Source organism: Kineococcus haloalkalitolerans (assembly GCF_050871905.1).
Taxonomy (GTDB): Bacteria; Actinomycetota; Actinomycetes; order Actinomycetales; family Kineococcaceae; genus Kineococcus.
In genome coordinates this window covers 17,657-43,399 of sequence record NZ_JBJLSH010000033.1, presented here as the reverse complement: position 1 = coordinate 43,399, position 25,743 = coordinate 17,657, and the positions used below count along the sequence as shown (strand labels likewise).

At 79.1% G+C, this 25,743-nt stretch carries 21 protein-coding genes; 10 read left to right on the top strand and 11 right to left on the bottom strand.

Annotated features, from left to right (window positions below; all coding sequences use genetic code 11):
* Positions 1-16 precede the first annotated feature (16 nt).
* Both crtI and ACRYMY_RS13585 read right to left on the bottom strand, forming a co-directional pair.
* Positions 17-1,591 carry a phytoene desaturase family protein gene (crtI, locus tag ACRYMY_RS13590; RefSeq protein WP_432547791.1) on the bottom strand — a complete coding sequence of 525 codons (1,575 nt, stop codon included), beginning with the start codon at positions 1,589-1,591 and terminating at the stop codon, positions 17-19.
* Positions 1,588-2,682, bottom strand: a complete 1,095-nt coding sequence (locus ACRYMY_RS13585) for a polyprenyl synthetase family protein (RefSeq protein WP_432547803.1) — start codon at positions 2,680-2,682, stop codon at positions 1,588-1,590. Before ACRYMY_RS13585 ends, crtI begins: the two co-directional genes overlap by 4 nt.
* Before the next feature lie 222 nt (positions 2,683-2,904).
* Between ACRYMY_RS13585 and ACRYMY_RS13580 the strand changes: the two genes are divergently transcribed.
* Positions 2,905-3,570, top strand: coding sequence for a CDP-alcohol phosphatidyltransferase family protein (locus tag ACRYMY_RS13580; protein ID WP_432547790.1), 666 nt, complete (start codon positions 2,905-2,907; stop codon positions 3,568-3,570).
* A 22-nt stretch (positions 3,571-3,592) separates the two neighbouring features.
* On the opposite strand, the gene ACRYMY_RS13575 is transcribed toward ACRYMY_RS13580, so the two are convergent.
* From ACRYMY_RS13575 to ACRYMY_RS13550, 6 genes are all read right to left on the bottom strand, one after another.
* Complete coding sequence (locus ACRYMY_RS13575) at positions 3,593-5,071, bottom strand: phytoene desaturase family protein (RefSeq protein ID WP_432547789.1); 1,479 nt, start codon at positions 5,069-5,071, stop codon at positions 3,593-3,595.
* 7 nt (positions 5,072-5,078) lie between these two features.
* The gene (locus tag ACRYMY_RS13570; protein ID WP_432547788.1) at positions 5,079-6,212 is read right to left on the bottom strand and encodes a glycosyltransferase family 2 protein; all 1,134 of its coding nucleotides are present in this window, start codon (positions 6,210-6,212) and stop codon (positions 5,079-5,081) included.
* The gene (locus tag ACRYMY_RS13565; protein WP_432547787.1) at positions 6,209-7,018 is read right to left on the bottom strand and encodes a carotenoid biosynthesis protein; all 810 of its coding nucleotides are present in this window, start codon (positions 7,016-7,018) and stop codon (positions 6,209-6,211) included. The genes ACRYMY_RS13570 and ACRYMY_RS13565 overlap by 4 nt, the downstream gene beginning before the upstream one ends.
* Before the next feature lie 118 nt (positions 7,019-7,136).
* Positions 7,137-7,859 carry a monooxygenase gene (locus ACRYMY_RS13560; protein ID WP_432547786.1) on the bottom strand — a complete coding sequence of 241 codons (723 nt, stop codon included), beginning with the start codon at positions 7,857-7,859 and terminating at the stop codon, positions 7,137-7,139.
* Positions 7,860-7,868: 9 nt separating this feature from the next.
* Positions 7,869-8,699: an alpha/beta fold hydrolase gene (locus ACRYMY_RS13555; protein ID WP_432547785.1), complete on the bottom strand. Its 831-nt coding sequence runs from the start codon at positions 8,697-8,699 to the stop codon at positions 7,869-7,871.
* A gap of 148 nt (positions 8,700-8,847) precedes the next feature.
* A complete protein-coding gene (locus ACRYMY_RS13550) occupies positions 8,848-9,513 on the bottom strand; it encodes an aminoacyl-tRNA deacylase (protein WP_432547784.1) in 666 nt (221 codons plus the stop codon).
* A gap of 300 nt (positions 9,514-9,813) precedes the next feature.
* Between ACRYMY_RS13550 and ACRYMY_RS13545 the strand changes: the two genes are divergently transcribed.
* The 6 genes from ACRYMY_RS13545 (at position 9,814) to ACRYMY_RS13520 (ending at position 18,060) form a co-directional block, all read left to right on the top strand.
* On the top strand, positions 9,814-10,275 hold the full coding sequence (locus tag ACRYMY_RS13545) for a DUF6504 family protein (RefSeq protein ID WP_432547783.1): 462 nt from the start codon (positions 9,814-9,816) through the stop codon (positions 10,273-10,275).
* Positions 10,276-10,418: 143 nt separating this feature from the next.
* On the top strand, positions 10,419-10,967 hold the full coding sequence (locus tag ACRYMY_RS13540; RefSeq protein ID WP_432547782.1) for an SAV_6107 family HEPN domain-containing protein: 549 nt from the start codon (positions 10,419-10,421) through the stop codon (positions 10,965-10,967).
* A 95-nt stretch (positions 10,968-11,062) separates the two neighbouring features.
* Positions 11,063-15,286 carry a DNA polymerase III subunit alpha gene (locus ACRYMY_RS13535; RefSeq protein ID WP_432547802.1) on the top strand — a complete coding sequence of 1,408 codons (4,224 nt, stop codon included), beginning with the start codon at positions 11,063-11,065 and terminating at the stop codon, positions 15,284-15,286.
* Between the two features lie 139 nt (positions 15,287-15,425).
* Positions 15,426-16,172 carry a methyltransferase domain-containing protein gene (locus ACRYMY_RS13530; protein WP_432547781.1) on the top strand — a complete coding sequence of 249 codons (747 nt, stop codon included), beginning with the start codon at positions 15,426-15,428 and terminating at the stop codon, positions 16,170-16,172.
* A gap of 39 nt (positions 16,173-16,211) precedes the next feature.
* Positions 16,212-17,510: a DNA polymerase IV gene (gene dinB, locus ACRYMY_RS13525; protein ID WP_432547780.1), complete on the top strand. Its 1,299-nt coding sequence runs from the start codon at positions 16,212-16,214 to the stop codon at positions 17,508-17,510.
* 148 nt (positions 17,511-17,658) lie between these two features.
* Positions 17,659-18,060, top strand: a complete 402-nt coding sequence (locus ACRYMY_RS13520) for a DUF3040 domain-containing protein (RefSeq protein WP_432547779.1) — start codon at positions 17,659-17,661, stop codon at positions 18,058-18,060.
* A gap of 177 nt (positions 18,061-18,237) precedes the next feature.
* On the opposite strand, the gene ACRYMY_RS13515 is transcribed toward ACRYMY_RS13520, so the two are convergent.
* From ACRYMY_RS13515 to ACRYMY_RS13505, 3 genes are all read right to left on the bottom strand, one after another.
* Positions 18,238-20,544, bottom strand: a complete 2,307-nt coding sequence (locus tag ACRYMY_RS13515) for a transglutaminase family protein (RefSeq protein WP_432547778.1) — start codon at positions 20,542-20,544, stop codon at positions 18,238-18,240.
* Entirely contained in the window at positions 20,541-21,836 is a 1,296-nt protein-coding gene (locus tag ACRYMY_RS13510; protein ID WP_432547777.1) for a DUF58 domain-containing protein, read from the bottom strand. Before ACRYMY_RS13510 ends, ACRYMY_RS13515 begins: the two co-directional genes overlap by 4 nt.
* A 167-nt stretch (positions 21,837-22,003) precedes the next feature.
* Positions 22,004-23,023, bottom strand: a complete 1,020-nt coding sequence (locus ACRYMY_RS13505; protein ID WP_432547776.1) for an AAA family ATPase — start codon at positions 23,021-23,023, stop codon at positions 22,004-22,006.
* Between the two features lie 397 nt (positions 23,024-23,420).
* On the opposite strand from ACRYMY_RS13505, the gene mraZ reads away from it, so the two are divergent.
* The 3 genes from mraZ (at position 23,421) to ACRYMY_RS13490 (ending at position 25,725) form a co-directional block, all read left to right on the top strand.
* A complete protein-coding gene (gene mraZ, locus ACRYMY_RS13500; RefSeq protein WP_369053543.1) occupies positions 23,421-23,852 on the top strand; it encodes a division/cell wall cluster transcriptional repressor MraZ in 432 nt (143 codons plus the stop codon).
* Between the two features lie 233 nt (positions 23,853-24,085).
* The gene (gene rsmH / locus ACRYMY_RS13495; protein WP_432547775.1) at positions 24,086-25,198 is read left to right on the top strand and encodes a 16S rRNA (cytosine(1402)-N(4))-methyltransferase RsmH; all 1,113 of its coding nucleotides are present in this window, start codon (positions 24,086-24,088) and stop codon (positions 25,196-25,198) included.
* Positions 25,198-25,725, top strand: coding sequence for a hypothetical protein (locus ACRYMY_RS13490; RefSeq protein WP_432547774.1), 528 nt, complete (start codon positions 25,198-25,200; stop codon positions 25,723-25,725). The genes rsmH and ACRYMY_RS13490 overlap by 1 nt, the downstream gene beginning before the upstream one ends.
* Positions 25,726-25,743 lie beyond the last annotated feature (18 nt).

The window sequence follows — 25,743 nt, the reverse complement described above, 5'->3', positions numbered from 1 at the left end:
GCCCTCAGCGGCGACCTCAGCGCCAGGCGCGCGAGCGGTAGGTGCGGTCGCGGCCGGTGACGCGCTCGGCGGCCAGCCGCCCCGACACCAGCACCATCGGCACGCCCACGCCCGGCTGCGTGCCCGAGCCGGTGAACACGACGTTCTCGCCCCACAGGTTCCCCGGCCGGAACGGGCCCGTCTGGCGGAAGGCGTGGGAGCTGGCGAACGGCGCGCCGTCGGCCATCCCGCGCCGCTCCCAGTCCGCCGGCGTCGTGACGTCCTCCACCTCGACCGCCTGCTCGAACCCCGGGTAGCCGCGCTGCTCCATGACCTGCATGACGTGCTCGCGGTAGCGCGGGGCGATGCGGTCCCAGTCCAGGCGCGCCCGGCCCGCCGACAGCGACGGCGTCGGGAACAGCACGTAGTAGACGTGCTTGCCCGTCGGGGCCAGCCCCGGGTCCGAGACCGTCGGGCGCGAGACCAGCACCGACGGGTCGCTCATCAGGCGGCCGTCGAGCAGCTCGCGGAACACCTGGTCCCACTGCTCGCCGAAGTGGATGCTGTGGTGCACCGGGTCCGGGTAGTCCGCCGAGGACCCCGCCAGCAGCAGGTAGCACGACGGCGAGTACGTCAGGTGCCGCACCCGCCACGGGTCGCGGCCCAGCAGGTCGCGGTGCGCCACCGGCAGGTCCGGGTTCAGCACCACCACGTCGGCCTCGATCCGCCGGCCGTCCGCCGTCAGCACCGCGCGCGCCCGCCCGCCGCGGTGCTCCACCGCGGTCACCTCGGCGCCGTAGGAGAACTCCACCCCGTGCTTCTCCGCGGCCGCCGCCATCGCCGTCGGCAGGGCGTGCATGCCCCCGCGCGGGAAGAACACCCCCGCCACCGAGTCCATGTAGGCGATCACCGCGTACAGCGCCAGCGCGTCCTGCGGGGCCAGGCCCGCGTACAGCGCCTGGAAGGAGAACATCCGCTGCACGCGCTCGTCCTTCAGGTACCGCGCCACGTGCGGGGCCAGCTTGCCGAACCCGCCCGCCGCCACCAGCCGCACCAGGTTGGGGCGCAGCAGGTCCAGCGGCGTGTCGATGTTGGAGTCGATGAAGTCGCGGATCTCGTACCGGTACAGCCGACCGACGTGCTCGACGAAGCGGCGGTACCCGTCGGCCTCCGCGCCGCCGGCCAGCTCCGCGATCGCGTCCGCCGTGCGGTCCACGTCCGAGGACACCGTCAGCGAGCTGCCGTCGGCGAAGCGGCCCCGGTACAGCGGGTCCACCGGGTGCAGGTCCAGCCAGTCGCCCATGTCCTCGCCGAGGGCGTCGAAGCAGTCGGCGATGAGGTCCGGCATCGTCAGCACCGTCGGGCCGGTGTCGAAGCGGTACTCCCCGGCGCTGCCGTCGGTGCCCGTGCCCAGGCGCACCACCAGCCCGGCCCGCCCGCCCGGCACGTCCTCGCGCTCCAGGACGGTGACCCGCCGGCCCGCGCCGGCCAGACGCATCGCCGCCGACAGGCCCGCCAGCCCGGCGCCGACGACGACCACGTGCTCGCTGGGGCCCTCGACGTGCCGGGTGCGCCCCGGCAGCCAGTCCAGGGTCCGCGACAGGCGGCTCACGAGCGCCTCGCCGTCGCCGCGACGACCAGCTCGTGCAGCGCCGCGCGCGCCGTCGCGTCCACGTCCGCCTCCTCCAGCGCCGTGCACGCCACCTCGACCTGCGTGGTGATGAGCTCCTCCACCCGTTCCAGCGCGCCCGTGGCCACCAGGACCTCGCGCAGCGCGTCCACCCCCCGCTCGTCCAGCGCGGGGTCGCCCAGCAGCCGCTCCACCAGCGCGGCCTGGTTCGCGTCGGCCGCCTGCACCGCCAGCGCCACCAGCACCGTCCGCTTGCCCTCGCGCAGGTCGTCCCCGGCGGGCTTGCCCGTCACCGACGGGTCGCCGAACACGCCCAGCACGTCGTCGCGCAGCTGGAACGCCTCGCCCAGCGCCAACCCGAACGTCGAGTAGCTGGCCACCAGCGCGTCGTCGGCGCCGGCCAGCGCCGCGCCCAGCAGCAGCGGGTGCTCGATGGAGTACTTGGCGCTCTTGAACCGCACGACGCGCCGCGCGCGCTCCACCGCCCCGGCCGCGCCCCGCGAGGCCGAGGACGCCTGCTCCAGCATGTCCAGGTACTGCCCGCCCATCAGCTGGGTGCGCATCGTGTCGAAGACCCGCCGCCCGGCCCACAGCCGCTCCGCGGGGAAGGGGGAGCGGGCGAACACCTCGTCGCTCCACGCCAGGCACAGGTCCCCGGCCAGCACCGCGCCGGCCAGGCCGAAGCGCTCGGGGCTGCCCGACCACGCCGCCGCCCGGTGCTGGGCGGCGAAGCGGCGGTGCGCCGCCGGCTGGCCCCGCCGCGTGTCGGAGTCGTCCATCACGTCGTCGTGCAGCAGCGCCGCGGCCTGGAACAGCTCCAGCGCCGCCGCCGCGCGCAGGATGCCGCGGCCCTCCTCGCCGCCGTCGCCGCCGGCGCCGCGGTGGCCCCAGAAGCAGAACGACGGGCGCAGCCGCTTGCCGCCGGACAGCAGGGCCCGCACCGCGTCCAGCACGGGGCCGGTCTCCGGGTCCACCTCGCGCAGCAGCAGCTCCTGCTCGCCGACGAACACCGCCAGCTCGTCCTCCACCGCGGCGCGCAACCACGCGGTGGTGCTGCGCGCCTCGTCCAGCACCGCGGCGGGCAGGCGCACGGCGTCGTCACCGCAGGACAGCTCCAGGGTCTCCTCGACCGTGGGCGCTCCGGTGCTGGGGCTGGGCGGGGGAGGCGGCACAGCCGCACTCTAAGCAGGCTGAGGGTCGCGGGCGAGCGGGTGGGCGCAAGTCACACCGCCGGGCACGTCCGTCCCGCCCGCCGCCCCGACGGCCGCCCGGTCGCTGCCCCTAGGGTCGCCCGCGTGGACCGGGACACCTACCTGCGGCGCTGGTCCGCCCTGCACGGCGGTGCCGCCCCCACCGGTGTGGTCCGGGTGTGGCTGACCGGTGCGCACGCGCTGGCCCGCCCCCTGGCCGCCGCGCGCGTCCCGCCCTCGGCCGTGACCCTCGCCGGCGCGCTGGCCGCGGTGGCCGCCGCGGTCCTGGCCGTGCGCGGCGGACCCGGCGGCGCCGCGGCGCTCGCGGCCGCGCTCCTGCTGGCCGCCGGCGGGGTCCTGGACAACCTCGACGGCGCGGTCGCGGTGCTGCGCTCGGCGACCAGCGCGCTCGGCGCCGTGCTCGACGCCGTCTGCGACCGCGTCGGCGACGCCTGCTGCGCCCTCGTCCTCCTCGGCTGCGGCGCACCGCCCGCGCTGGCGCTGGCCGCCGGCGGGCTGGCCCAGCTGCAGGAGTACGCCCGCGCCCGCGTCCAGGGCGCCGGGGTCGCCGAGGTGGGCGTCGTCAGCGTCGCCGAGCGGCCCGTGCGGATCGCGCTGGCGGCCTCGGCCGCCGCGGCCGGCGTCGTGCGCCCGGGGCCGCCGTGGGCGTCGCTGGCCGCCGGGGTGTGGCTGGTGCTGGGCGTCGTGGCCGCCGTCCAGGTCGCCGTGGCGCTGGGGCGGCGGCTGCGGGAGGTCGACGCAGCTCCCTGACCGGCCCCTGACCGGCCGCCGCTCAGGCGTCGCCCACGAGGTCGGCGACGATGCGCGCCGACAGCCCCACCAGCGGCAGCCCGCCGCCGGGGTGCGCGCTGCCGCCCACCAGGAACAGGCCCGGCACGGGGGAGCGGTTCGCCGGCCGCAGGAACGCCGAGCGGGCCCCGTCGCTGGAGGAGCCGTAGATGGCGCCGCCGTCGCTGAGCGTCTGCTCGGCCAGGTCCGCGGGCGTGCGCACCTCGCACCAGCGCAGCCGGTCGCGCACGTCCAGGCCGCGCGCGGCCATCGCGTCCAGCACCGTGCGCGCGTAGGACTCCGCCAGCCCCGGCGCGCGCCAGTCGGTGCCGCCCGGCGGCGCCCCGCCCGGGTCGTGCACCGGCGCGTTGACCAGCACGAACCACGCCTCGGTGCGCTCGTCCGGGCGCAGCGCCGGGTCGTCCGGCGCGCTGACGTACACCGTCGGGTCGGCCACCGGCCGTCCCGCGGCCAGGTCGCGGAACTCCGCGTCGTAGTCGCCGGGGAACAGCACCGTGTGGTGGCGCAGGCCCGGGGTGCGCCCGTCCAGGGCCAGCAGCAGCACGAAGCCCGAGGAGGAGCGCCGCCGCGGCGAGGGCCGCAGCCGCGGCCGCGGCAGCAGCCGGCCGTACAGCTGCGCCGCGTCCACGGCCGAGACGACGACGTCGGCGGGCAGGACCCCGCCGTCGGCCAGCCGCACCCCGTTCACCCGCCCGCCGGCCGCGGTCACCTCCGCGACCGCCGTGCCCGTGCGCACCCGCACCCCCCGCTCGGCGGCCCGCTCGGCCACCGCCAGCGCCAGGCGGTGCAGCCCCCCGCGCACGTACCAGGCGCCGAACGCCTGCTCCACGAACGGCACCGTCGCCAGCGCGGCGGGCGCCTTGGCCGGGTGCGAGCCGGAGTAGGTGGCGTAGCGGTCCAGCAGCACCCGCAGCCGTTCGTCGCGCAGGTACTGCCGGCCCAGCCCGCGCAGGCTGCGCCACGGCGCGACCGTCCGCAGCGCCCGCACGTCGCGCGCCAGCGGCAGCAGCGTCGACACGCCGTGCAGCGGGGACTCCAGGAACGGCTCGCGGGCCACGTCCCACACCTGCGCGGCGCGGCGCAGGAACGCCGCCCACTGCGCGCCCGTGCCGGCGCCCAGCGCATCGTCCAGCGCGCGCACCACCCGCGGCACCCCGCCGCCGGGCAGGTCCAGGTGCGTGCCGTCGCCGAAGCGGTAGTGCGCCACCGGGTCCAGCGGCACCACGTCCAGCACGTCCTCGATCGGCGCGCCGGTCTTCAGGAACAGGTCGCGCTGCACGGCCGGCAGGGTCAGCAGCGAGGGACCGGTGTCGAAGGAGAAGCCGTCGCGGCTGAACCAGCCGAGCTTGCCGCCCACCCCCGGCGCCTGCTCCACCAGGTCCACCCGGTGCCCGCGCGCGGCCAGGCGCGCGGCCGCCGACAACCCGCCCAGCCCCGCCCCGACGACGACGACCCGGCTCACCGGTGCCTCACGCGACCCGACGCCCCTTCCACCGCAGCGCACCCCGCCGCCGGCCGGCGTGGGAGTCGGCGATCAGCCCCACCAGCAGCGCCACCGACACCGGGTGCGCCAGCGCGTCCGGCAGCGAGCGCCCGCCCGTGCGCTCGGCGGCCAGGTAGCGGCCCACCACCCCCGCCGCGTAGCCCACCGCCCCCGCCCGCGACCCGGCCAGCGCCGCCAGCGGCGGCAGCACGTAGACCACGAGCAGCCCGGCGCCCACGGCCACCGCGCCGCCGGGGCCGCCGAACGCCGACCACAGCGACTTCGCGTACCCCGCGCGCAGCTCGGACCAGCCCCCGTACATCCGGCACACGGCCAGGTCCGTGCCGTCGACGACCCCGCCGGCGCCGCCGGCCGCCTTCACCGCGCGCACGAGCGCGACGTCGTCCAGGACCTCCCCGCGCACCGCCCCGTGCCCGCCCGCGCGCCGGTACGCCGCCGCGTCGACGACGAGGAACTGCCCGTTCGCGGCCGCCAGCGCCGGCCGCCGCGACGTCTCCGCCGCCCGCAGCGGCAGCGTCGTCAGCCACGACCACTGCAGCAGCGGCTGCACGAGCCGCTCGGCCCACGTCAGCGCCAGCTGGCGCGGGTACGGGCTGACGAGGTCCAGGCCGCTGCCGCGCAGCAGGGCCACCGCGGAGGCCACCGCGTGCGGGGCCAGCACCACGTCGGCGTCCACGAGGACCAGGACGTCCCCGCGGGCCTCGGCGGTCAGGCGGGCGCACGCGGCCGGTTTGCCCAGCCACCCCGGCGGCGGGTCCGCGCCCTCCAGCAGCCGCACGCGCGGATCGCCCGCCGTGACGGCCCGCACCACGGACGCCGTCGCGTCGGTGGACCGGTCGTCGCACACCAGCACCTCGTACCCCTCGCCCACCTGCACCTGGTCCAGCAGCGCCGCCAGGCACGCGCCCACCCGGTCGGCCTCGTCGCGCGCGGGCAGCAGGACGCTGACCCGCTCGGCCACGACGGGCGGGTCCACGGGCGGGCGGCGCAGGGCGCGGGCGTTCAGCGCGGTGTGCGCGGTCAGCAGCACGGCCGCCGCCGACCCGCCGCGCACCGCGGCGCGCAGCAGCGCCCGGCCCGCGCCGGCGGCGCGCCTCACGCGCCCGCCCGCAGGTCGCGCAGGTACGGGCCCACGGTCAGCCCCATCGCCGCCCCGCCCCAGGCGGCCGCGGCCGGGCGGCCGAAGAACGCCGCGCTGCCCAGCGCCGAGCCCAGCCACGTCCAGCCCAGCAGCCAGGCGGGCACCCGCTGCGACGGGCCCGCGGCGCCCGCGCCGGTGCCGGGCTCCTCCAGGACGAGCAGGTGCAGGCCCGCGCACACGGCCGTGGCCGTCAGCAGCCACCCGGCGTAGTTGCTCAGCGGGATCCCCGGCAGCCCGGGCAGGTGCGGGTGCGGCACCTCGAACGCCCAGTGCCCCGCGGCCGTCATCTGCGGGTCCAGGAACAGGTCCCAGCTGGCCAGGGTCCACGCGGCCGCGGCGACGACCGCGCCGTCGCGACGGCGGCCCGGCGGCAGCCGCCGCGCCAGCCGGCGGCCCAGCTGCACGGCCGGGTGCGCCACCATCGTCCACGCCAGCGGCACGACGACGGGCACGTCCAGCACCTGCGGGCCCAGCGTCCCGGCGTAGCGGTAGCGGCCGAACGGCCGGCCGGTGCGGGTGCCGACGGCCTCCGCCAGCAGCCCCAGCCCGCCGGCCACGGCCAGCGTGCGCACCGCCCCGCGCGCCCCGCCGCGGCGCGCGGCGTCCGCCACGGCCGCCGCGCTGAAGACCCCCACCGAGCCGATGGTCGTGCGGCGCAGCCGCTCCCCGCGCAGCAGCGGGTGGGCGACCTGGCTCAGGACGGCGGCGCCCGTCAGGACGCCGGTCACCGCGCGCAGGGCGCGGGAGGGCGGGCGGTGGGGCACCCGGTCACTCTAGGGACGGGCGGCGACACCGGCCCCGCGGGACCTCCGTGCCGGCCCCCGCGACGCTCAGGACGGCAGCAGCCACCGCAGCGCCAGGAGCCCGAGCGCCACCGCGACCTCACGGGGTGCGCCCGTCGACCGTCCCCTCCAGCCCCTCGACCGCGAAGCGCGCGAACAGCTCCTCGGCGTACCAGCCCTCGCGGGGGGTGCGGACCATGACGTCGCGGTGCGCGGCGCCCCGGTGGGCGAACCCGCTCAGCGCGTCGGCGGACTCCCACAGCGAGAAGGTGCCCTGGTAGCCGAGCGGCGCCTCGCCCAGGCCGACGGCGAACCGCAGGCCCGGCACCGTCCGCAGCTCCGCGGCCACCGGCGGCACCGCCCGCCAGAAGGACAGCGCCCGCCCCGGGCGCAGGCGGGCCCGCGTCACCGAGGCCACCGGCCCCGCGTGCGGCGCGCCCGCGGCGGGACCGAACGGCTCGCGCCCCGACCAGCGGCCGCGGCTGCTCAGCGGCCGCAGCTCGGCGCGCAGCGTCTCGCTCGCCGCCCGCCGCCAGGCGCGCGCCGTCGCGGAGCGCTCGAAGGCGGCCGCGTCGGCCGCGGAGTCCCAGGCGACGAGCGCGGCCCAGCGCAGCGGGTCCGCGTCGCGGACGGTGAAGGTGCGCCCGTCCCCGGTGCCGAGCATCTTGCGGAAGCGCGCGCCGGGGGTGCGGGCGAGCAGGACCCGGTCCAGGGCCATCCGCCCCAGGGCGAGGGGCACGGCGCGGGGCGGCACCGTCCACAGGTGGAGGGTGACCAGCGCGGGCGGCGGCTCGGCGGGCTGCTCGGGGGGCTGGGCGGGCACCAGCGGACCCTACGTCCGTCCCGCGGGCGCGGCCCGCCCGTCGTCCCCGCCCCCGTCTCCACGCCCGGGCTCGTGGGCGGCGACGTGGGCGCGCACCAGGCGGGCGACGTCGGCGGGCCGGTCCCACGCGGGCACGTGCCCGCAGCGCTCCCAGCGCTCCCAGCGCGCGCCCGGCGGGGCGAGCTCGCGCCGCAGGTACTCCGGCGGCAGGACGCGGTCGCGGGCACCGGTCACGACGACGACCGGCACCCGCACGTCCGCCGCGCGGGTGAACGACCCGGCGGCGAGGGCCGCGTCCGCCGCGGGGTAGCCCGGTGCTGAGGCGACCGCCTCCAGGGCGTCCCGCGCGAGCGCCACCGGCAGCGCGCGGGGGGCCGCGCTGGTCGCCGTGAACGCCAGCGTGCGCCCGACCGCCCCCGTGACGAACCCCTCGGGCAGGTGCCGCGCCCAGCGGGCCAGCCGCTGGCCGGTCGGCAGCAGCGGTGGCCGTCGCCGCGCGCTGCGCCACAGCCCCGCCGGGGTCAGGGCGGTCAGGCTGGCCAGCGCGGGGGTCGACGGGTCGTCCCGCGCGGCGGCCTCCAGCGCGACCCACCCGCCGAAGGAGTGCCCGACCAGGTGCACCGGGCGGCCGTCCTCCCCGCGCAGGCGCACCGCCAGCCGCAGCAGCCGCCGGCCCAGGGCGGCCGGCGCCATGGCGTCCGCCCCGTCGGCCGGGCCCAGGGCGGGGCTGAGCCCGTGCCCGGGCAGGTCGACCAGCAGCAGCCGGTGGTCGCGCCCGAGGTCGCCCGTGACGGGCGCCCACGCGGTCGAGGCGCCGCCGAGGCCGTGCACGAGCAGCACGCGGGGCGCCGCCGGGTCGCCGGTCCCCGGGGCCGTGGTGCACAACCCCTCCGGCCCGGTGCCGGCCCCCGGTGCTGTCGCGCCCACGTCCCGTGCACGCCCGGGAGGCGCGGGCGGTTCCCGCCCGCCGCTCACCGGCCGTCGCGGGTCAGCCCAGTTCGACCGGGTGCCCGGCGGTCAGGCGCAGCAGCTCGTCGTAGCGGGTGCGGAACACCGCGCGGGGGTGGCCCGCCGGGACCTGCACGACCGGGTGCACGGCGAGCGCGACGTCGACGAACGTCGTCAGGGCCGCGGGCAGGCCCACGGGTGCGGCGCTGCCCGGCGCGGCCCCGGTGAGCCGGTGCGCGAGCGCGTCGTCGGCGGGGTCCAGCCGCGCCAGGCCCAGGACCCCCGCGAGCACGCCCGGCAGGGTGCGGTGCACGCCCGCGCGGACCACGAGGACGGGTTCGTCCGGGCGCACGTCGACCCCGCCGGTGCCGATCGCGCCCGCGGGCAGGCCCGCCCGGCTGCAGCGGGCCACGAGCACCCCGGTCACCGCCAGGGCCTCGGGGGGCACGCCGAGGTGGGCGGCCCGGGCGGCGGGGTCGTCGAGACCGGGCGGCAGTTCCACGACGGTGCCGGCCGCGGCGAGGGCCGCCAGGGCGGCGGCGGTGGCGACGACCGCGGGGTGCTCACCGGGGTGCCCGCTCGGCTCGTCCCGCGGGGCGGTGGCCGTCCGCGCCGGCCCGGTCACCCCGGTCGGCCCCGGACCGTCGCGCACCCGGTTCCCGCGCGCGGGGGAGCGGTGCAGCAGGACGGGCGGCGTCCACCTCATGCCCCTGCACGGTAGGCCGCGGGGGGACCCGCGGCGCGGTGGACCGGGTCCCCGGCCGGGGCGCCCCGGCGTCCACCGGGGCGCCGTTCCCCGTTGACGCGGTCGGGGAGGCGTGGTGTACCGTCGATCACAGTTCGAACAGGTGTTCGAACGCCGCGGCCGCCCGGCGGTGCGGGTGGACGGGAGAGGGGAAGCTCCCGCCCGTCCGCCCGCCGGGTGCGTCGTGGAGCCGTCTTCCCCCGGCTCGCCCGCCGCCGGAGCCCTCCGGCGGCGCCGGCTCGAGGAGGGGAGGCAGGTCCGGTGAGACGGTTCTGCGACACCGTGCACGTCCGCTCCGGCGCGATCGGCGACGACGAGGCCGCTCCGGTGCAGTTCGTCTGGCGCGGCCGTCTGTACGTGGTCCGTTCCGTGCTCTCGCACTGGCGCGAGCGCCTGGCCTGGTGGGAGCAGCCAGCCGTCGCCGCCGTCCACGGCGACGGCGCCGGCACCGCGGGCACGGCGCCCGCACCGCAGCGCGCCGGGTCCGTCCTGGAGGTCGGCGACCTCGAGCGCGAGGTCTGGCGGGTCGAGGCGGGGGTCGGCCGGGTCTCCGCCGTCGGCGTGTACGACCTCGCCCGCCGGGCCGCTCCCGGCACGGCCGCCGCGGACGGCGGTGGTCGCGGACGGGGGCTCGTGTCGGAGGCGGCTGGTACCCCTGGCCCTGGCGCCGGGGACGGGACCACCGGGGACGACGAGTGGGTCCTGCTGCGCGTCGCGGACTGACCGCGCGGCGGGCACCGGTCCCGCGCACCGCGCGCCACGCACCTCCAACGCTCCAGCAGCACCGCTCCAGCACCGCAGCACCAGCACGACGGGTGGGACGACAGCACGCAGGCGCCGGCTCCGGCCGGCGCGGGAGGAGGACCATGACCACCGCGGCCGACACCTCGCGGGGCCGGCGCGCCACCGCGCGGTACGGCGTCCCGCCGGACGCGCCGGACGCGCCGGAGCCGGGGCCGCGGCCCCTCACGACCGCCGCCCTCGACCTGCTCGACCGCTCCGAGCGCGAGCTGCTCGCCGCCTTCCGCGCCGAGGACCCCGCCGAGCGGTACGTGCACGCCCACCTCGCCGCCCTGCGCGCCGGGGCGGCCGTCCTGGCCGTCCACCCCGGGCCCGTCCCCGCGACGCCCGCCCGCCGGAGCGGCACCGCGACCGGGCGGGCACCGGCCGCCCCCCGCCGGCGCCGCGGCGGCCCGCGCAGCGTCTGGGAGGTGCTGCCGCAGCTGGCGCCCGAGCTGACCGTCTGGGCCGCCGAGTTCACCGCCAGCGCCGCGCGCCGCGCCGCGGTCGAGGCCGGCCGCACCGGGGTGGTCGACGCCGCGGCCGCCGACACCCTGCTCGCGGCGGCGGAGGCGTTCCACCACGCGGTCGAGGACGTCCTCGGGCTCTCGCGCACGCACCCGCTGGCGGGCTGACCGCCGGCACCCGCACCACCAGCACCGCACCACCACCAGCACCACGAACCACCGCTGCTCCGTCCTTCCCCGCGGGCGTGACCGCAGAGGACCCGATGCACCACCCCGTCCCCACCCCCCGCACCGCCCCCCGCGCCGCTGCTGCCGTCCCCGCCCGGCCCGCACCGCCGTTCACCCACCTGCACGTCGCCTCCGGGTACTCGCTGCGCCACGGCACCTCCACCCCGGCGGCACTCGTCGAGCGGGCCGCCGCGCTCGGGATGGACTCCCTGGCGCTGACCGATCGCGACGGTCTGTACGGGGCGGTGAAGTTCGTCCGCGCCTGCCAGGACGCCGGCCTGGCTCCGGTCCTCGGGGTCGACCTGGCCACCGGGCCCTCCAGCGGCTCCTCCGGCGCGCGGTCCGCCGGAGGGCCCCGCACCGCCCGGCCGGGGACGGACCGGCGCGCACCCGCCCGCGGTGGGCGGGCGGTCGACCCGCGGCTGCCGCGCGCGACGGTCCTGGCCCTGGGCGACGCCGGCGCCGGGAACGGCTGGGGCGCCCTGTGCGAGCTGGTCAGCGCCGCCCACCTGGGCGCCGAGCGCGGCCGGCCGCTCGCGCCCGCCGAGCTGGTCGCCGCCCACGCGCACGCCCCGCGCGGGGGCGCGGCCCTCGCGGTCCTGCTCGGGCCGTCCTCGCCGGTGGGGCGGGCGGTGCTCACCCACCGCGACGACCTCGCCCGCGAGCACCTGCACCGGTGGGCGCGGCTCCTGCCGCCGGGCAGCCTGCACGTGGAGGTCGTCCACCACCACGCCCGGCCGGGCACCCCCGGCGCCCTCGACCAGGCCGCGCGCACGCTGCTGCTGGCCCGCGAGGCCGGTGTCCCCGCGGTCCTGACCGCCGCGGCGCGCTGCGCCACCGCGCGCGAGGCGCCCACCGCCGACCTGCTCGACGCGGTGCGCCGGCTCGTGCCCCTGGACACCCGGCACGTGGACCGCACCACGGCGCAGGAGCACCTGCTGCCGTCGGCGGACATGGCCCGCACCGCGGCCGACGTCGCCCGCGCGGCCGGCGGCGGGGACGAGCTGGCCCGTGAGCTGCTCACCGCCACCCGGGCGCTCGCGCAGCGCGCGCGCCTGGACCCCCGCGCCGACCTCGGGATCGGCGAGCACCACCTGCCCGACCGCGAGGCGCTCGGGCTGGCGCCGGGCGAGGACCCCGACGCCGTGCTGCGCGCCCGCTGCGAGGCGGGCGTCGGCCGCTGCTACCCGGGGGCGGGGCCCGCGCAGGAGGAGCGGGTGCGCCGGCGCCTGGAGGAGGAGCTGCGCACCGTGGCCGCGACGGGCTTCGCCGCCTACTTCCTCACCGTGGCCGACGTGTGCGACCTGGTGCGCGGGCTGGGGGTGCGGGTCGCCGCCCGCGGGTCCGGGGCGGGCAGCCTGGTCAACCACCTGCTGGGGATCTCCGGCGTCGACCCGCTGGAGCACGGCCTGCTGATGGAGCGGTTCCTCAACCCCCTGCGCGGGCAGCTGCCCGACATCGACCTCGACGTCGAGTCCGCCCGCCGCGAGGAGGTCTACGGGGCGGTGCTCGACCGGTTCGGCGGCCGGCGGGTGACGTGCGTGTCGATGATGGACACCTACCGCGTCCGGCACGCCGTGCGCGACGTCGGCGCCGCCCTCGGGATGCCGCCGGCGGAGGTCTCCGCGATCGCCACGGCGTTCCCGCACGTGCGGGCCCGCGACGCGCGCGCCGCCGTCGCCGACCTGCCCGAGCTGCGCCGCAGCGGTCTGGGCGAGGAGCGCCTGGACGCGTTCTTCGACCTCGTCGAGCGCCTGGACGGCCTGCCCCGCCACCTCGCCCTGCACCCCTGCGGCGTCGTCCTGTCGGGGACGGGGCTGCTGCGGCGCACCCCGGTCGAGGCGAGCTGGAAGGGGTTCCCCGTCAGCCAGTTCGACAAGGACGACGTGGAGGACCTGGGGCTGCTCAAGCTCGACGTGCTCGGCATCAGGATGCAGTCGGCGATGGCCCACGCGGTGCGGGAGGTCGTCCGCGTCGACGGCGTCGAGCTCGACCTCGACGACCGCGCGCAGGTGCCGCTGGACGACCCGGCGACCTTCCGGCTGGTGCGCTCCACCCGGACGCTGGGCTGCTTCCAGGTCGAGTCGCCCGGCCAGCGGGAGCTGGTCGGCAAGTTCGCCCCCTCCACCTTCGCCGACCTCGTCGTCGACATCTCCCTGTTCCGGCCGGGGCCGGTGAAGTCGGACATGGTGACGCCGTTCCTGCGGGCCCGGCAGGGCTGGGAGGCGCCGCGCTACCCGGACGAGCGGCTGCGGCCCGTGCTGGAGGAGACGTGCGGGGTCGTCGTGTTCCACGAGCAGGTGGTCCGGATCCTCGAGGCGACCACCGGGCACGGGCTCGCGGCCGCCGACGAGTACCGGCGCCACCTGGGCACCCGCACCGGCCAGCGGGAGCTGGAACCGCAGTTCCGGCGCCGCGCCCTCGAGCGCGGGTACCCGCCGGCGACGGTGGACGCGGTGTGGGAGGTGCTGACCGCGTTCGCCTCCTTCGGGTTCTGCAAGGCGCACGCGGCGGCGTTCGCGCTGCCGACGTACCAGTCGGCGTGGCTGAAGGCGCACCACCCGGCGGCGTTCCTGGCGGGCGTGCTCACCCACGACCCGGGCATGTACCCCAAGCGGCTGCTGCTGGACGACGCCCGCCACCTCGGCGTCGCCGTCCTGGGCCCGGACGTCGACCGCTCCGGCGACGTCTACCGGGTCGAGCGCCTGCCCGACGACGCGACCGCCGGCCCGCTCGCTGGCGGGCCGGGTCCCGGCGGTGCGGCGCTGCCCGCGCCGTGGTCGGGCGGCCCACCGGTGCGCGACCCCGACGGGCTGGGCGACGGCGTCGCCGACGGCACCGGGTACGGCCTGCGCCTGCCGCTGACGGAGGTCAGGGGGATCTCCGCGGCGGAGGTGGCCCGGATCGTCGCGGGGCAGCCCTACCGGTCGCTGGCCGACCTGTGGCAGCGGGCGCGCCCGTCGCGGCCGGTCGCCGAGCGGCTGGTGCTGGCCGGCGCGCTGGACGCCGTGCACGGCCTGCGCCCCGCCGGGCCGGACGGCGACCCGGTGCCGCGCCGCGGGCGCACCACGCACCGCGACCTGCTGCTGCAGGTCGCCGAGCTCGACCGGTCCGCGCGCGCCCGGCCGGGCGCCGGCCGCCGCGGCGCGCCCACCCCGCGCCGCCCGATCCCGGACCCCGCGGGCGCGACGGACCCGGCGGGCGTGGCGGGTGCGGCGGGGGACGTGCGGGCCGCCGCCGCGGAGCGCTCGCGCGCGCCCCGCCGCCCGGGCGACGGCGACCGCGGCGCCCAGCTGGCGCTGGACCTGGGGGACGCCCCCGAGCGGCTGGAGCCGTCCGGGCTGCCGGAGTTGTCGGCCGCCGAGCGGGTGCGCGCCGAGCTCGACGTCCTCGGCCTGGACGTCAGCGCGCACGTCATGCAGCCGTACGGGCCGCTGCTGCGGGCGCTGGGCGTGACGGCGGCCCGCGACCTGCGGCGCCGCCGCAGCTCGGCCGAGCTCCTGGTCGCCGGGGTGAAGGTGGCCACCCAGACACCGCCCGTCCGCTCGGGGCGGCGGGTGGTGTTCCTGACGCTGGACGACTCCACCGGGCCGCTGGACGCCACGTTCTTCGAGGACGTCCAGGGCCCGTACGCCGCGACGGTGTTCCACTCCTGGCTGCTCCTGGTCCGGGGGGTGCTGCGCCGCACCGGCCCGCGCGGTGTCTCGCTGCGGGCGACGGGGGCGTGGGAGCTGCCCGCGCTGTGGGAGGCGTGGACCGCCGGCGGGGAAGCGGCCGCGCGCGAGCTGCTCGCCGCGGCGCCCGTGGCGGGGCTCGGCTCCCCGGCGGCGGTCGCCGGGGCGGCCGCCAGCCGCTCCAGCCGGCCCGTGGCGGCGCGCCCGCCCCTGCCGCGCACCGGCGCGCGTCCGGCCGGCGGTCCCGGAGAGATCGGCGCGCTCGGTGGTCTCGACGAGCCCGATCAGCCCGGTGGGCCCGGCGGCGGGCGCGCGGCGGGCCGGCGGCGGGTGCTGGTGCACGCCAGCGGTTTCCGCCAGTCGCCCTACGCCGACGTCCGCCCGGCCGGCGCGGACCCCCGCGGCGCGCGCGTCCTGGCCGCCGCTCCCGCGCCCGGTCCCGTGCCCGGTCCCGCGCCCGACTCGCCGCCCGACCTGCCGAGCGACCTGCCGCCCGGTCCCGCGCCGGGGGACCCCGGGCAGGCCCGGCGAGCGGGCGCCCCCCGCAAGCTGTGGCGCTCCAGCCCCGGCAGCTCGGGGTGGTGACCGCCGCCGTCCCCGCGCGCCCGCGAACCCCTCCCGCGCCGCGGGAGGTCCCGCACCGCGGCCCGGTGCCGTGTCTAGGGTGGGGCGCGGACGCGCGCCGGGACGGGGCGCGCCGCACGAGGACCACCTGGAGGAGCGCGTGGCGAAGGAGCGGGGCCGCCCCCGGACGTCGACGGTCCTCTGGGAGGGCGTGCAGCGCCTCCTCGCCGACCTGCCGCCCGCCCCGGACGGCGGGTCCCTGGCCGTGGTGGACCTCGGCGGCGGCACCGGCGGCCTGGCCGTGCGGGTGGCCGGGCTGGGGCACGACGTCGTCGTGGTCGACCCCAGTCCCGACGCGCTCGCCGCGCTCGAACGGCGCACGGTGGAGGCCGGGCTCGCCGGCCGGGTGCGCTCGGTGCAGGGGGACGCGGCCGATCTGGCGTCGCTGCTGCCGGCGGGCAGCGCCGACCTCCTCCTGTGCCACGGGGTGCTCGAGGTGGTCGACGACCCGCTCGCCGCGCTGCGCGCGGCCCACGACGTCCTGCGCCCGGGCGGTCGGCTCAGCCTGCTCGTGGCCCAGTGGCCCGCGACGGTGCTGTCCCGGGCCCTGGCCGGCCGGCTGGAGCAGGCGCTGCACGCCCTGTCCGACGAGGCGCACCGCTGGAGCGCCACCGACCCCCTGCGCCGCCGCTTCGACCGCGCCTCGGCCACCGAGCTGGCCGAGCGCGCCGGGTTCACCGTCACCGACGTCGAGGGCACCCGCACCTTCGCCGACGTGGTGCCCTCGGCGAGCGCCGGGTCCGACGCCGAGCTCGCCCTGCTGCGCGCGCTGGAGTCGGCGGCCTCGCGCTCGCCGGAGCTGCTGCCGCTGGCCGGGCACCTGCACCTGCACGCCACCCGGGGTTGATCCCGCCGCCCGCGCGGCGCGGGGTGCGGGCGGTGCGGCGTGAGCCGGCGCCACCCGCCCCGCCCGGGCGGCTGGGGCGCGGACGACGACGACACCGGGTGCACGGTGCTGCACGTCGACATGGACGCCTTCTACGCGTCCGTGGAGCTGCTGCGCCGGCCCGACCTGGTCGGCACCCCGGTCGTCGTGGGCGGCGGGCCGCGCGGGGTGGTGCTGTCGGCCACGTACGAGGCGCGCCGCCGCGGCGTCCACGCGGCGATGCCGGTCAGCCGCGCCCGCCGGCTGTGCCCGGAGGCCACGGTGCTGACCCCCCACCACGACGACTACGCGCGCGTCTCGGCCGGGGTCGTGGAGGTCTTCCGCTCCGTCACCCCGGTGGTGGAGCCGCTGGGCCTGGACGAGGCGTTCCTCGACGTCGCGGGCGCGGTGCGCCGGCTGGGCGGTCCCGCCCGGATCGGGCGGCTGCTGCGCGACCGGGTCGCCGACGAGCAGGGCATCACCTGCTCCGTGGGGGTGGCCCCGGCGCCGTTCGTCGCCAAGCTAGCCTCCGCGGCGGCCAAGCCCGACGGCCTGCTCGTGGTGCCGCGCGCGCGGACCGTGGCCTTCCTGCACGCCCTGCCGGTGGGGGCGCTGTGGGGGGTGGGCGAGCGCACCGAGGAGGTCCTGCTGCGGCTGGGGCTGCGCACGGTGGCCGACGTCGCGCACACGCCCGCCGCCACGCTGGTGCGCGCGCTGGGCGAGGGCACCGGGCGCCGGCTGCACGCCCTGTCCTGGGGGCGCGACGAGCGGCGGGTGGTCGCGACCGCCCCCGAGCGCAGCGTCGGCGCGGAGCACACCTTCGCCCGCGACGTGGACGACCCCCGCCCCGTGCACCGGGAGCTGCTGCGGCTGGCGGAGCGGACCGCCGCGCGGGCGCGCGCGGCGGGCCTGGCGGGGCGCACCGTCGTGCTGAAGGTGCGCTTCGCCGACTTCAGCACGATCACCCGCTCGCGCACGCTGGCCGAGCGCACCGACGTCACCCGCGAGGTCCACGCCGTCGCCCGCGACCTCTTCGACGCCCTCGGGCTGCAGCGCGCGCGGGTGCGGCTGGTCGGGGTGCGCCTGGAGGGGCTGGCCCGCTCGGCCGGCCAGCCGCACCAGCTGGCGCTGGGCGAGCGCGAGCGGGGGTGGCGCGAGGCCGACGGGGCGGTCGACCGCGCCGGTGCCCGGTTCGGCGACGGGGCGGTCCGCCCCGCCACCCTGCTCGGCCCGCCCGGCGGGCAGGGCGGGCAGGGCGGGCAGGGCGGGCCCGGCGGGCCGGGAGCACCTGGCGGCGGGCCTGCGGGAACCACCTGGTAGGGGCCGGGCGTTGGGCCGTCGGGTCGTCGACCGACGCGTTCGGACCCCGGACGCGGACGCGGTGGGGGACCATGGACCAGTCGAGTTTCGCCCCCACCCGCGGGGACCTATCCTCGAACCCTCACCGTGCGCACGCCAGGAGGTACAGGTGCCGCTCTCTGAACATGAGCAGCGTCTGCTCGAGCAGATGGAACGTGCGCTGTCCGCGGACGATCCGAAGTTCGCCAACGCCATGCGGGGTTCCCGCCACGGTGCCGGGGGTGCGCGCCGACGTCTCGTCGTCGGCATCGCCGCCGTCGTGGTGGGTCTCGTGCTCCTCGTCATCGGGGTCAGCGCGAGCCAGATCTGGCTGGGGGCTGGCGGCTTCATCGTCATGCTCGCCGGCACCATCTGGGCCTTCTCTCCGGCCAGGGGGACCGACGCGAAGCCGGCCGGGCAGCCTCCCGCCGCAGCGGGCCCGCGCCCGCCCAGCGGGCCGAAGCCGCGCCGCAGCGGCTCGTTCATGGAACGCATGGAGCAGCGCTGGGACCGCCGCCGCAACCAGTGGTGACCCCGCCGCGCCGGCCTCCCGGCCCGACGACCTGACCCGACACCCGGCCGTGCACCGCACGGCCGGGTGTCGCGCGTCCGGGGACGTCCCCGCCAGGTGGCACCGCCGGTGGCGGACCCCCAGGAGCGGACCCGCCACGGGCGGACCGGGGGACCGGTCCGGGGGACCGGAGGGGGATCAGCCCCTGTCCCACCAGGCCAGCAGCGCCCGCAGCCCAGCGGTGGGCAGCAGGCGCGCCCGCCACCGCACGGGGGCTGGGCGCTGCCGGGCCACCGCCGCCACCACGGCGTCCACGTCGGCGCGCACGAGGCGGCCACCGGTCCCGGTGCGCGTCAGCACCCCGGTACCCCCGCCCGCGCCGGGCGCGGGCGACCGGGACCCGGCGCCGTACCGGGCGCCCTCGACCGCGCGGCGCACCCGGGCCAGGTCCTCCTGCGCGTCCCCGGGCAGGTCCACCAGCCGTCCCAGCGCGGCGGCCGACTGCCGCGGCGTGGCCGAGGCCGGCCACTGCGCCCCGAGGTCGCGGGTGCGGTCGACGAGCTCGGCCCAGGCGGCCTCGGCGGCCGCCGCCCCGTCCGCGGCGCCGCGCCAGCGCCGCCGCGTCAGGACCGCGGCCGACGCCGCGGGCAGCAGCAGCGCGACCAGCGCGGCGAGCCCGAGCGCCACCCAGCCCCAGGGCAGGGCCGCGACGCGCTGCCAGCCGGTCAGCTCGCCGTCCTCGCCCGCCGCGCCGCCCGCCTGGGCGGCGCTGGTCTCCTCCTCCGGCGACGGGGCGTCCGCGGACGGGCCCGGGGCCTGCGGCCCAGGCGCCGTGGTGTCGGGGGCGACGGGCGTGACGGGGGTGCGCGGCTGCGAGTACGAGGGCGACTGGCCGGTCCGGGTGGCCGGGGTGGGCTCGAACCGGACCCAGCCGACGCCGGAGAACCACAGCTCGGGCCAGGCGTGGGCGTCCTGGGCGCTGATGCGCCAGCGGCCGTCGCTGACCTCCTCGCCGGGCAGGAAGCCGATGGCCACCCGGGCGGGGATGTCCAGCGTCCGGGCCATGACGGCCATCGCCGAGGCGTACTGCACGCAGAAGCCGGACTTCTCCTGCAGGAAGGCGGCGACGGCGTCGGAGCCGCCGTCGTTGGGGGCGGTCGTGGAGTAGGTGAAGCCGCCGGTCGAGCGGAACCAGCGCTGCATGAGGGCTGCCTGCTCGTAGGCGTCGGCGGCGCCGGCGGTCACCTCGCGCGCGGTCTCGAACACCACCTCGGGCAGCCCCTCGGGCAGGGCCGTGAAGACCTCCTGGACGTCGCCGGGGGCGGGCGGCGCGGTGCGCAGCTGCTCCTCGGTGGGGCGGACCTCCAGGTGGGTGGCGGTGTAGGTGCGCCCGCGGGTCGTCTCCCCGTCGCCCACGACGTTGAGGCTGCTCGTCTCGTACAGCCAGTCGCCGTCGATCTCGACGCGGGTGCTGGGGTAGGGCAGCGGCAGGTACGTCTGGTCCAGGCCGCGCACCGCGATGGTGGTCCGGCGCTCGGCGGACTGCTCGCGCACGGCGCCGGACATCCCCGGCGGGTCGCTGAGCCCGTCCTGCACGCGCTGGCGGCGGGGGATGTCGGCGCCGGTGCTGGGCGCCCACGTCTGCCCGTCGAAGACGTCGGCGGTGACGATGCGCAGCGGCTCCGGGTCGTCCTCGTCGGTCTCGTAGGACAGGATCGTCGCGTCGGAGCGCGCTCCGAGGCTCGCCTTGAGGTTGAGGATCGGGTTGATGACGGCGATGGTGTCGCCGCTGCCCCCGCCGAAGGTGAGGGCGCGCTCGTCGAGACCGGGGACGGCGGCGGGCACGGCGAGCGCGGCCACCAGCGCCACCGCGCCCGTCCCGGCGGCCGCCGCGGTGCGGGCGGAGCGCACACCCGCGCGAGCGGGGCCCGGCCAGCGCCGGTGCCCGTCGCCGGCGGTGACCAGCAGGACCAGGTACGGCACCGCGACGAGGGCGAGCGCCCACCCGGAGGAGCCGCCCGGCGCCAGCACGACCGGCACCGCGTACACGGCGGCCAGGGGCACCCCGGCGAGGGCGGGGTGGCGCAGGGCCACCGCGAGCAGGTCCACGGCCCACGCGGTCAGCCCGGCCCCGGCCACGAGCAGCAGCCGCAGCCCGCGCAGGTCCACCGCGGGCACGCTGTAGCTGCGCACCACCTGCACGCCGTCGCCGAACAGCTGGGCCAGGCGGGCGGACGTGGCGGAGGTGGGGACGACGCCGAGCACGGTGGTGCTGCCGCCGAAGAGGACCAGGACGGCGCCGAGGAGCACGAGCAGCTGGACGCCCGCGGCCAGCCCCGGCCGGCGGGTCAGCGCGCGCACGAGCAGCCCGGTGCCGGTGACCGCGGCCACGACCGCGAGGGCGGGCACGAGCCAGCCGGTGCCGGAGACCAGCGGCCGCACGGACAGCACGACGGCGGCGGAGGCGAGGCCCGCCCAGCAGGCGGTCCGGGCGCTGCGGGTCACGGCACCTCGCTCGGGGGTCGGCCAGACGGTCGGTCGGAGGGCCGGCCGGCGGGTCGCGGGGACGGCGGGGTCCCCGCGGCGTCGGCCTCCCCCTCGATGGTCGCACCCCCGCCGGCCGGTCCGGGACCGCCGGGCGCGCCCGGGGCCGCCGCGCGCCGGGCCACGGGCCCGCTGCGGGCCAGGCGGGCCCACACGTCGGGCACGCGCTCGCCGGCCTCCGCGACAGCGGTGCGCCACCCGGCGCGAGCGAGGACCAGGCGCGCGCGGTCGAGGCGCCGGTCGGCGTCGGGGTCGTCGGAGCCGGTGCCCGCCCAGGTGCGGGTGCGCAGCAGGACCGCGAGGGCGGGCGCGCCCAGCGGCCGGGCGCTGAGCAGCGGCTGGACGTCGCGCTCGTCGACGTCGCCGAGGACGGCGACCAGGAGCGTGGACTCCGAGCGGCCGAGCGCGCGGACCGACCGCGCCAGGGAGTCCTCGCGCGCCGGCCGCAGCCGGGCGAGGCTGCGCAGCAGGTGGCGCACGGCGGACGGCTCGTCCGCCTCGCGCACGCGTTCCAGCGCTCCGGCGTGCAGGAGCCGGACGCGGTGGCCGCGCCGGTGCAGGTGCACGGCGGCGGAGGCCGCGGTGCTGACGGCGTGCTCCAGGGAGGAGGCCGGTCCCGGTCCCCGGTGGGCGCCCGCGCGGTCGTCGAGCAGGAGGACGGCGTCCGGGTGCCCGGGGTGCTCGTCGGAGCGGACCATGACCGTGCCGCGGCGCGCGGTCGAGCGCCAGTGCACGCGGCGCAGGTCGTCGCCGACGCGGTACTCGCGGATGGAGGCGTCGTCGGGGGAGCTGGTGGAGGCCGCGCTGGCCGAGGAGCCGCGGGAGCCGCCGACGTCTCCCAGCGTGAGCTCGGCGAGGCGGTGCACGCGGGGCAGGACGTCGATCGCCACGGCCTCCCCGAGGCGCCGCCGCGAGCGGGCCAGGCCGAACAGGTCGCCGCTGCGCACGGCGGCGGGGCCGAGGCGGAAGGAGCCGCGCACCTCGGAGGTGACGACGTGCTCGAGCGGCACGGTGCGCCCGGGCTCGCGCGGCGGCACGCCCAGGCGGGCGCCGCCGCCCAGCAGCACGGGGGCCGCGTCCTCCACGACGACCCGGGCGGCGTGGGCCCGGCGCCGCACCGTGACGGCGAGGCGGACCGGTGCGGGGGAACCCGCCTCGACGACGAGGTCCCTCGACCTCGACTCGAGGTCGAGGCTGCCGGCGCCGCGGTGGGCGGCGACGGTCCCGAGCGTGACCAGGGCGAGCAGGAGCACCCCCACGCTGAACAGGTCGCCCTGGCCCAGCAGCGGTCCCGCGACGGCGGCCGCGGCACCCGCGAGGGCCAGGGCCGCCCCGCGCGCCGTCGGGCGTGTCCGCGTCCGGCCGCTCGCCGGAGCCGGACCTCCACCCGAGGTCGAGGGTGCGCCTCCGCCGGCCGGTGTCACCGGGGGACCGGCAGCGGGGTGCGCCGCAGGACGTCGACGACCACGTCCTCGCCGGTGCGCCCGGACAGCTGGGCGTCGGCGGTCAGCACCAGGCGGTGCGCCACGACCGGCACGGCCAGCGCCTGCACGTCGTCCGGCAGCACGTGGTCGCGCCCGTCCAGCGCGGCGCGCGAGCGCGCGGTGCGCAGCAGGTGCAGCGCCGCCCGCGGCGAGGCGCCCAGCCGCAGGTCGGGGTGCTCGCGGGTGCTGCGCACGAGGTCGACGACGTACTGCTGCAGCGCCTGCGCCGCGTGCACCGAGCGCACCGCGCGGATGAGCTCGCGCACCTCGTCGACGTCGACGACGGGCCGCAGGCCGGCCAGCGGCTCCACCGCGCCGTGCTCGGAGAGCATGAGCAGCTCGGCCTCCGCGGAGGGGTAGCCCATCGAGATGCGCGCCGTGAAGCGGTCGCGCTGGGCCTCGGGCAGGGGGTACGTGCCGTCCATCTCGACCGGGTTCTGCGTCGCGAAGACGATGAACGGCCGCTCCAGGGGCCACGTGGTGCCGTCGACGGTGACCTGCCCCTCCTCCATGCACTCGAGCAGCGCCGACTGCGTCTTGGGGGAGGCGCGGTTGATCTCGTCGCCGATGACGACGTTGGCGAAGACGGCGCCCGGGCGGAACTCGAAGTCCCCGCGCTCCTGGTTCCAGACGCTGGAGCCGGTGACGTCGCTGGGCAGCAGGTCGGGGGTGAACTGCACGCGCCGCACGCTGCCGTCCACGGCGCGGGCCAGGGCCTTGGCGAGCATCGTCTTGCCGACGCCGGGCACGTCCTCCACCAGCAGGTGCCCCTCGGCGAACAGCACGGTGATGGCCAGGCGGACGGTCTCGTCCTTGCCCTGGATGACGCGGTCCACGGCCGCGGCGAGCCGGTCCGCGGTACCCGCGAGCCGGGCGAGCGCCTGCGCCGGGTCCCCGCCGGAGGGCACCGGCTCCGGCGCGGAGGGGCTGCCGGGGGGTGCGCTCGTCGTCGTCACGTGCCCTCGTCTCGTCGCGGGGCCTGGGCGGCCCTCGTGCTGCGGCGCGCGCCGCCCGGCGGCCCGGGGGAACGCCCCCCCACTGTGCCCCACCGGCACCCCCTCCTGCCCGTCCACGCCCCTGCCCGGGACTCGGACGGCCCCCGCGGCGGGCGGGACCGGCGCGGCCGGCGCGGGGCGACCCCGTGGGCGCGGTGGGCCCGGTGGTGGGGCCCGGTGGAGGGGCGGCGCGGCGGGCGCGCGGCCCTCCACCGCGCTCCACCGCCCTGACCTGCGGCGATGCCGTCGCGACACGACTACGGACGGTGGGTCCGCGTTGACGGTGGAGGAAAGTGGAGTACGGTGGAGCGCAGCGGCTCGCACCGGGGGCCGTGAGTGCCGTCCGGCGGGGGTGCGCGTGTTCCTGGGCACGTACACCCCGCGGCTGGACGACAAGGGGCGGCTGGTCCTCCCCGCCAAGTTCAGGGACCAGTTGCTCGACGGCCTCGTGCTCACGCGGGGCCAGGAGCGATGCCTCTACCTCTTCCCCCTGCAGGAGTTCGAGCGGATGCACGAGGAGCTGCGGCGCGCGCCGCTGACCCGCAAGGAGACGCGCGACTACCTGCGCGTCTTCCTGTCGGGCGCCTCGGACGAGAAGCCGGACAAGCAGGGCCGCTTCACCGTGCCGCCCCTGTTGCGCGCCTACGCCGGCCTGGACCGCGACGTCGCGGTCATCGGCGCCGGCTCGCGCGTCGAGGTCTGGGACCTGCCGACCTGGGAGACCTACCTGGCCGGTGCCGAGCCCGCCTTCGCCGACCAGCGCGAGGAGGTGCTCCCCGGGATCGTCTGACCCGTGCGCGCACCCCCGTCCCGCGGGGGTCCGACCGTCGAGCGAGGCCTCCAGCCGCTCCCGCACCCCGCTGCCCTGACGCCACTTCCCCGGCGCCAGGCCCGCGGACCGCGGAGCGGATGGGGACCTGGCCCGGCGGCAGGTGGGCGGTCCGACCGCCCGCACCGCGCCGGCGACCGCCACACCGACGGGAGCACCACGAGCGGCACGTGACGGACGCGGGGGAGGGGGACGTGACGGGTCGGCCGGACGGCGGGGCGCCCGCGCAGGAGCGGCACGTCCCGGTCCTGCTGGCCGAGTGCGTCGAGGTCCTGCTGCCCGCGCTGCAGCACGAGGGCGCCGTCTGCGTCGACGGCACGCTGGGCATGGGCGGGCACGCCGAGGAACTGCTGCGCCGCCTGCCGGGGCTGCACCTGGTCGGCGTCGACCGCGACCCGCAGGCGCTCGAACTGGCCCGCGCCCGGCTCGCCCCGTTCGCCGGCCGCGTCACGTTCGCGCACGCCGTCTCCGACGAACTGCCCCGCGTCCTGGACGAACTGCGGCTGCCCGTCGTCGACGCGGCGTTCCTCGACCTGGGCGTCTCCTCGCTGCAGCTCGACGAGGTCGGGCGGGGTTTCTCCTACGCCCGCGACGCGGCCCTGGACATGCGGATGGACGCCACCTCCGACGGCCCGACGGCCGCCGACCTCCTGAACACCCTGCCGCAGGCGGAACTGGCCCGCGTCCTGCGCGAGTACGGCGAGGAGAGGTTCGCCGGCCGCATCGCGTCCGCCCTCGTGCGCGCCCGCGCGCAGGAGGAGTTCCGGAACTCCGCCCGGCTCGTGGACCTGGTGCGCGCCAACGTCCCCGCGGCCGCGCGCCGCACCGGCGGCAACCCCGCCAAGCGCACGTTCCAGGCCCTGCGCATCGCCGTCAACGACGAGCTGCGCGTCGTCGAGCGGACGGTCCCCGCGGTGTTCGACCGCCTCGCCCCCGGCGGCAGGTTCGCCGTGCTGACGTTCCACTCGCTGGAGGACCGGCTCGTCAAGCGCGCGTTCGCGGCGCTGTCGGCCTCGACCGCGCCGCCCGACCTGCCGGTGCTGCCGCCGGGTTCGGAACCCCGCGCGGAACTCCTGCTGCGCGGCCGGAGCGCCGGCGAGGCGGAACTCGCCCGGAATCCCCGCGCGGCCTCGGCGCGCCTGCGCGCCGTGCGCCGGCGACCGCCGGATGATCGTGGGCGGGAACCGTCCCGCCCGCGGCCCGCTCGCCGGTCACGACCCGGCGCGCTCGGCGCGGACGACCCGCCGGGAACGCGCCAGGGCGTTCCGGACCACCCGATCGGCACGACGCACGGAAGGAGCCGGTGATGAGCCAGCCACTGATCGCGGCCCGCGGAGCCCGCGCGCGTGCCGAGGCCGCCGCGGACCGCCCGGCGCTGCGCGTCATCACCCCGCCGTCCGCGCGCCGGCTGCGCGTGCCGCTGCCGCTCGCCTGCGTCGTGCTGCTCACCCTCGGCCTGTTCGGCCTGCTCATGACGAACATCGCCGTCGCCGGCGACGCCTACCGCATCACCGACCTGCAGGTGCAGTCGCAGCGGCTGGCCGAGCAGCAGGAGGCCGCGCAGGAGTCGCTGGCAGCGCAGGCCGCGCCGCAGGAGCTCGCGCGGCGCGCGGCCGAGCTGGGCATGGTGCCCGCGCCGGCCCCGGTGCACCTGACGGCCGACGAGGCGCTCGGCGAGCCGACCGCCGCCGTCGCGCCGCCCGAGCCGGAGGCCGTGGCGGACGCCGCGCCCGCGGCCGCTGAGACGGCCGCTGACACGGCCGGTGACACGGCCGGTGACACGGCCGCTGCCGAGGCCGCGGCGGCGGACGCCGCCGACACGACCACGCCCTGAGCGGGTCGCCCCGACCCC

What these genes read in the sequence shown, in the direction of transcription:
- ACRYMY_RS13540 (WP_432547782.1), top strand. Translation starts at nt 10,419, where the DNA reads ATGACCACCGCGGCCGACACCTCGCGGGGCCGGCGCGCCACCGCGCGG.
- ACRYMY_RS13535 (WP_432547802.1), top strand. Translation starts at nt 11,063, where the DNA reads ATGCACCACCCCGTCCCCACCCCCCGCACCGCCCCCCGCGCCGCTGCT.
- ACRYMY_RS13490 (WP_432547774.1), top strand. Translation starts at nt 25,198, where the DNA reads ATGAGCCAGCCACTGATCGCGGCCCGCGGAGCCCGCGCGCGTGCCGAG.
- ACRYMY_RS13550 (WP_432547784.1), bottom strand. Translation starts at nt 9,513, where the DNA reads ATGAGGTGGACGCCGCCCGTCCTGCTGCACCGCTCCCCCGCGCGCGGG.